The following is a 6,089-nucleotide window of genomic DNA, read 5'->3' on the forward strand; positions in this document are numbered from 1 at the left end:
GATGCCGGGATGGACGACTATCTCGCCAAGCCGGTCAAGCTCGCCGAGCTGCGCAATACCCTGGCCCGCTGGTTGCCGGTCGCCGAATGAGGGCGGCTCAGGGGGCAGGCTCGTCGTTCGGAAAGAGCTCGCGATAGACCGAGGCGTCGAAGATCGCCTCGATCCGTTGGATCCGACCCTCGTGCACGCGCGACCATTGTGCGGCCTCGACGGCGAGCTTCTCGGAGATCTGGATCCGATAGGTGATGAAATGGCAGACATCCTCGCCGTCGACAAAGACCTTGCGGATCTCTCTGTCGAGGAGGATGCCGCTCGTCAGGGCGGCGTACTGGATGAAGTCTTCCGCTCGATCGAAGCTCGCAATCGGACTGCGATAGCAGAACCCCCTGTCGGCAAGAAGGCCGCGCATCGTCTCGTAGTCCCGCGCCAATTGGGCGGCGAGATAGGTATCCACGATCGACAGAGGGTCTGGGGTCACCTTTGGCTCCCGGTTCGGCGAGAAGGGGCTTTCATGGTGCAGGGTTTTCCCCGAGGCGTCCATTCGAGACCTTTTGGCGCTCCGATTCGAGTGCTCGGGCGGCGGCCGTTCGGATGTTTCAGGTGCTTGACCGGGGTTTGAGGGGATCCGTTTGGCTGGTAGGTTTGGCCGCGGAGATCGGAGTTTAAATATTCTTCAATACTTTAAACCGCGACAACTCCGACAGTCGTCGGAGCTGGCGCGGCCAAGCCATTCCAGCAAATTACGCATACCGTACCGGGCGCGGTTTAGGTCCACTTCTTTCTGAATCGCGTGGCGCTGAGCTCGAACCCTGCATCGAGCTTCGGACGCGATTCAGCTTCAGTCCTGCGTTTGCGATTGGGTCTGCGTCTCGGGAGGCGGCGGGAACCAGGTCCGTGCAAGCTCCTCGTGCAGATCGCCGATCCCCACTTGAAGGTCGTCGATAAAGGCATGCAGCTGTTGCTGATTGAGTCGACGCGGCTCGGTCCCTTCGAGATTGCGCTTGAGCCGTCCCGCCACGCGCAGGGCGGAGTCGTTGCGCGGCAGCTTCGAAAGACTGGTCCGCAGCGCGTCGATGCAATGGACGACCGAGCGCGGGAACGACTCGTTCTGAAAGAGAAAGCGCAACACGGGGCCGCGCAGGACGCGAATCTGCTCGCTGCGCCGATAGGCCTGGTAGGCCGTCATGGATTTCAGCACGCTGACCCATTGTATGGTCTCGAAGGGCCGCAGCTCGGTCGTCTCCTCGGGCAGCAGATTGGCGGAGCGCACGTCGATGATGCGTGTCGTCATGTCCGCACGTTCCAGAAAGCGCCCCAGGTGCAGGAAATCATAGCCTTGGTCGTGCAGCATGGTCCCGGAGAGCAGGCCGTTGATGTTCTGCGCACCCTGGATCACCCGCTTGAGATACGCATGCCGGCCGCCCTTCGTTATCCCCTTGGGGAGATCCTCGCGGGCGAAGAGATAGATCTCGTTGAGCAGCTCCCAGACCTCGCGCGGTACGAAGTCGCGAATGGTTCGGCAATTCTCGCGCGCCGCGATCAAGGCGGAGGCGATGGATCCGGTATTGCGCTCGTCGGCAATAAAAAAGCGCACCACATTGCGCTCGCTATAGTCCTTGTAATGTTCCTCGAAAAGCGCATTCGCACCCGTGATGTCGACTAATGGCCTCCAACCCGGCGCGATGCCCTTCGGCAGGTCCAGCAGGAGGTTGGCGTTGACCGTCACGATACGGGCGGTATTCTCGGCCCGCTCGACATAGCGGGCCATCCAGTAGATGTTTTCTGCAACACGCGAGAGCATGTGTTCCGACCCCTATGCTCGATTGGATTCGCTTCTGTCTCTGCCGACGGCTCGGCCTCTGGTCGGATGATGACGGGCCATCCTTCGCCGACACCTACCATGGCAAGGCCGTGCCGCTGGAGACAGCCGCCCGGCTCATCACCTTGAACCGGAACATCGAGATCCGGGACCTCGAGCATGTCATCCCCTACGCCAGAGCCAGGGATATCGTTCTCAAGAACCCTGACCGCATTGTGGTCATGGACTGCCCCTGCCGGGCATCCAGGGTCAAGCCCTGCCTGCCGCTGGATGTCTGCCTCATCGTGGGCGAACCCTTCGCCTCATTCATTGCCGAACACCACCCCGGACGATCGCGCTGGATCACCCCGGAAGAGGCCGTAAACATCCTCGAGGCCGAAGACCGCCGGGGCCACGTCCACCACGCCTTCTTCAAGGAGGCCATGCTCGGCCGCTTCTACGCCATCTGCAATTGCTGCTCCTGCTGCTGCGGGGCCATGCAGGCCATGCGCAACGGCGTTCCCATGCTGTCTCCATCCGGTCTTCTGCCCCAGATCGACCTGGATATCTGCCAGGGTTGCGGCAAGTGCGTCCGGGCTTGTCCCTTCAAGGCCCTGGAGCTTGTCGAAAATTTCGCCCGGGTCGATCCAACTCTCTGCATGGGTTGCGGAGTATGCGTTGGCCAATGTCCTGCCAAGGCCTTGCGGCTCGTTGAAACGCATGGTCCGGTCCAACCTCTGATCGTCGACAGACTCGTCCAGGCTTCCGAATCGACACCGGCCGGGTCGCGTTGACAGATTCCAGGGCCTTCACTAATCACATCTTTTGCCCGCAACCCAGGGCCTTTCGGGCCTTCACGGGAGTTTTCGTGCCCACTTCGTCAATGAACGCCTATTTTCCCCTAATTCTAGCCGGTGTTCTGCTCAACTCCGCCGCCCAGATTCTCATCAAGAAAGGAATGATCCTTATCGGTCATTTCGATTTCTCCATCGTCAACATCCTTCCCGTGAGCCTCAAGCTGTCAACCAGTCCCTGCATCATGGCTGGCATGATCAGCTATGCGGCCAGCATCATCATCTGGTTCATGGTCCTCTCCCGGGTGGATGTGAGTTTCGCCTATCCCATGCTCAGCATCGGCTACATCGTTGCTGCCCTGGCCGGAAAGGCCTTTTTCAACGAACCTTTGACCATGACCCGCGTCAGCGGCATCGTCGTTATTTGCCTCGGTGTCTACCTCGTCTCCCGAAGCGCCTGATGCCGGTCCTCAACAGCCATGAACACTGATTTTCTGCCGTTTTCCAGGCCCAGCGTCACGCCCGAGGATGTCCGGGCCGTGACCGAGGTCCTGACCTCGGGCTGGATCACCACCGGCAAAGTCTGCGCCGAGTTCGAAGAAGCCTTTGCCGCCTCCATGCCTCCGGCCCGGGCCGTGAGTCTCACCTCGGCCACGGCCGGCATGCACTTGGCTCTCCACGCCCTGGGGATTGGCCCCGGCGACGAGGTAATCACCCCGGCTATGACCTGGGTCTCCACGGTGAATCTCATTCGCCTCGTTGGAGCCACTCCGGTCTTCGCCGATGTGGACAGAGACACCCTCATGGTCACGGCCGAGACCCTGGCCCCGTGCCTGACCGAAAAGACCCGCCTGATCGTTCCGGTGCATTTTGCCGGCGCGGCAGCGGACATGGACCCCATTCGGAACCTTGCCGCCGCCAAGGGTGTGCCCGTCATTGAGGACGCCGCCCACGCCCTTGGTACCCGCTACAAAGGACGGCCCGTGGGAGCCGACGGCACGGCCATCTTTTCCTTTCACCCCATCAAGAACATCACCACGGCCGAGGGTGGGATGTTCTGTTCGCCGGATCAGGCCCTGGCCGACCATGTCCGACGGCTGCGCTTCCACGGCCTGGGCGTGGACGCCTTCGACCGCCAGACCCATGGCCGGGCTCCCCAGGCCGAGGTCCAGGAACCGGGCTTCAAATACAATCTCCCGGATATGTGCGCGGCATTGGGCCTGTCCCAGTTCCGCCGTCTGGAGGAAATGAACGCCCGCCGCCGAGCACTGGCCGGACTGTACCTGGAACTGTTGACCGGAATGGATGAAATCCGTCCGTTGAGATCCCAAGCCCCCTTCGACATGGTCCACTCCTGGCATCTCTTTGTCGTTCGTCTGAACATCGACCGGGTCAAAATGGGCCGCGACGCCTTCATGGAGGCCCTCAAAAGCAGGGGCATCGGCACCGGCCTCCATTTCCGGGCCGCCCACCTACACCGGTACTACCGGGAATCCATGGGCACCGGGTATGGGCTCTTGCCGAACACCGAGTACAACTCCGACCGCATCCTCTCCCTGCCGCTCTTTCCGGACATGACCGAAAACGACGTCCAAAGGGTGGTGCGGACCATGAAGGAGGTCCTGATTTCATGATCGACGTTTCCGTGGTCGTCCCGGTCTTCAACGAGGAGGAGAACTTTCCCGAACTGTTGGAGCGCTGTCTCGCCGCCTGCGAGGCCATGGGCCGATCTTTTGAACTGGTTTTCGTGGACGACGGCAGTTCAGACGCCTCCCGAAGCATGATCGAGGAAGCCGCTGCCAGACATCCCGAACGGGTCATCGGCATCCTCCTCAACCGGAACTACGGCCAGCACTCGGCCATCATGGCCGGGTTCGCCCAGGCCCGGGGGGAGATCGTCATCACCCTGGACGCCGACCTCCAGAACCCTCCCGAGGAAATCCCCAGATTGGTCACGGCCATGGCTCCGGGCGTCGATGTTGTCGGGTCCGTCCGGGCCCATCGTCAGGACACCCTGTTCCGCCGCACGGCCTCGGCCATGGTCAACCGCATGGTCCGCCACTACACCGGTGGGGACATGCGCGACTACGGATGCATGCTCCGGGCCTATCGTCGGCGCATCGTCCAGGCCATGCTCGACTGCCACGAACGCTCGACCTTCATCCCTATTCTGGCCAACACCTTCGCCAGCAAAACGGCCGAAATCGAAGTGGATCACGCCCAGCGCAAGGCCGGAGAATCCAAGTATAGTCTCTGGAAACTCGTCAACCTGCACTTCGACCTGTTGACCAGCATGTCCACGGCCCCCCTTCGCATCCTGAGCATGACCGGAGCTCTCATCGCCGCTCTGGGCGTGTTCCTGGGCCTCTTTCTGCTCCTCATGCGTCTGATCATGGGCCCCGAATGGGCCGTGGGTGGTGTTTTCACCTTGTTCGCCCTTCTCTTTGTCTTCAGCGGCCTGCAGTTCATCGGCATGGGCCTTTTGGGCGAATATCTGGGCCGAACGTACAGTGACGTCCGGGCCAGGCCCCGATACATCGTCGATCACATCGTCGGCCGAAAATCGGCCGCCAAGACCAAAACACAGGACTGTCCATGAAAGCTCTTGTTCTCGCCTACAGCACCATCGGCTGCACGGGACTTCAGGCCGTGCTCGACCACGGCTTCGACGTCCAGGCCGTCATCACCCACACCGACGACCCGGCCGAAACCCAATGGTTCGAATCCGTGGCCGAGCTGGCCGCCTCCCGTAGCATCCCGGTCCATGCCCCGCTGGACGTCAACCATCCCCTCTGGGTGGAGACCATTCGGGCCATGGCCCCGGACGTGATCTTCTCCTTCTACTACCGGAACCTGGTCGGACCGGAGATTCTTGCCATTCCGCCTCAGGGGGCCCTGAACCTCCACGGCTCCATGCTTCCGGCCTACCGGGGCCGCTGCCCCTTGAACTGGGTTCTGGTCAATGGCGAGGCCGAGACCGGAGTCACCCTGCACTACATGGTGAAAAAGCCCGACGCCGGGGACATCGTTTCCCAGAAGGCTTTCCCCATTGCCGAAAACGACACGGCCAGGGATCTGCACGCCAAGGCCGTCACCACTGCCCAGACCCTGCTGAACGAGGCCCTGCCCCTGGTTCTGGCCGGGACGGCTCCCCGGATTCCCCAGGACCATGCCCGAGCCACGGTCTTTCCCGGTCGAGGGCAAACGGACGGCGAAATCGACTGGAACCGGCCGTCCGAAACCATCCGGAACCTGGTCCGGGCCGTAACCCGGCCCTATCCCGGAGCCTTCACCCACATCGGCACCCGCAAGATTCTTGTCTGGTCGGCCACGGTCCTCGAACTGAGCCATGACGTCCGGCCCGGCACCATTCTCGACGCCGCCCCCCTGACTGTGGCCGCCGGCCGAAACGCCTTGCGCATCGACTCCGGTCAGTCCGAGGACGGGGTCTTCATGTCCGGCACCCAACTGGCCTCCGAACTCAGACTGGTCAAAGG

General features: G+C 61.9%; 7 protein-coding genes. 5 read left to right on the forward strand and 2 right to left on the reverse strand.

The window, feature by feature from the left end:
* Window positions 1–97: 97 nt before the first annotated feature.
* Window positions 98–478 carry a hypothetical protein gene (locus EOM25_11520; GenBank protein NCC25801.1) on the reverse strand — a complete coding sequence of 127 codons (381 nt, stop codon included), beginning with the start codon at window positions 476–478 and terminating at the stop codon, window positions 98–100.
* 360 nt (window positions 479–838) lie between these two features.
* Window positions 839–1,801: an alpha-E domain-containing protein gene (locus tag EOM25_11525; GenBank protein NCC25802.1), complete on the reverse strand. Its 963-nt coding sequence runs from the start codon at window positions 1,799–1,801 to the stop codon at window positions 839–841.
* Between the two features lie 14 nt (window positions 1,802–1,815).
* Here EOM25_11525 and EOM25_11530 point away from each other — a divergent pair, with 14 nt between their 5' ends.
* The 5 genes from EOM25_11530 to EOM25_11550 form a co-directional block, all read left to right on the forward strand.
* On the forward strand, window positions 1,816–2,592 hold the full coding sequence (locus EOM25_11530) for a 4Fe-4S dicluster domain-containing protein (protein NCC25803.1): 777 nt from the start codon (window positions 1,816–1,818) through the stop codon (window positions 2,590–2,592).
* A gap of 89 nt (window positions 2,593–2,681) precedes the next feature.
* Complete coding sequence (locus EOM25_11535) at window positions 2,682–3,053, forward strand: 4-amino-4-deoxy-L-arabinose transferase (protein ID NCC25804.1); 372 nt, start codon at window positions 2,682–2,684, stop codon at window positions 3,051–3,053.
* Window positions 3,054–3,071: 18 nt separating this feature from the next.
* The gene (locus tag EOM25_11540) at window positions 3,072–4,226 is read left to right on the forward strand and encodes a UDP-4-amino-4-deoxy-L-arabinose aminotransferase (GenBank protein ID NCC25805.1); all 1,155 of its coding nucleotides are present in this window, start codon (window positions 3,072–3,074) and stop codon (window positions 4,224–4,226) included.
* Entirely contained in the window at window positions 4,223–5,191 is a 969-nt protein-coding gene (locus tag EOM25_11545; protein NCC25806.1) for a glycosyltransferase, read from the forward strand. The genes EOM25_11540 and EOM25_11545 overlap by 4 nt, the downstream gene beginning before the upstream one ends.
* Window positions 5,188–6,089: formyltransferase (locus EOM25_11550; GenBank protein ID NCC25807.1), on the forward strand; the 902-nt coding region annotated here is incomplete at its 3' end. The genes EOM25_11545 and EOM25_11550, both read left to right, overlap by 4 nt.

Source organism: Deltaproteobacteria bacterium (assembly GCA_009929795.1).
Classification (GTDB): domain Bacteria; phylum Desulfobacterota; class Desulfovibrionia; order Desulfovibrionales; family Desulfomicrobiaceae; genus RZZR01.

Coding starts and splice junctions, on each gene's coding strand:
- EOM25_11525 (NCC25802.1), bottom strand. CDS start 1,801: ATGCTCTCGCGTGTTGCAGAAAACATCTACTGGATGGCCCGCTATGTC.
- EOM25_11530 (NCC25803.1), top strand. CDS start 1,816: ATGCTCGATTGGATTCGCTTCTGTCTCTGCCGACGGCTCGGCCTCTGG.
- EOM25_11535 (NCC25804.1), top strand. CDS start 2,682: ATGAACGCCTATTTTCCCCTAATTCTAGCCGGTGTTCTGCTCAACTCC.
- EOM25_11540 (NCC25805.1), top strand. CDS start 3,072: ATGAACACTGATTTTCTGCCGTTTTCCAGGCCCAGCGTCACGCCCGAG.
- EOM25_11545 (NCC25806.1), top strand. CDS start 4,223: ATGATCGACGTTTCCGTGGTCGTCCCGGTCTTCAACGAGGAGGAGAAC.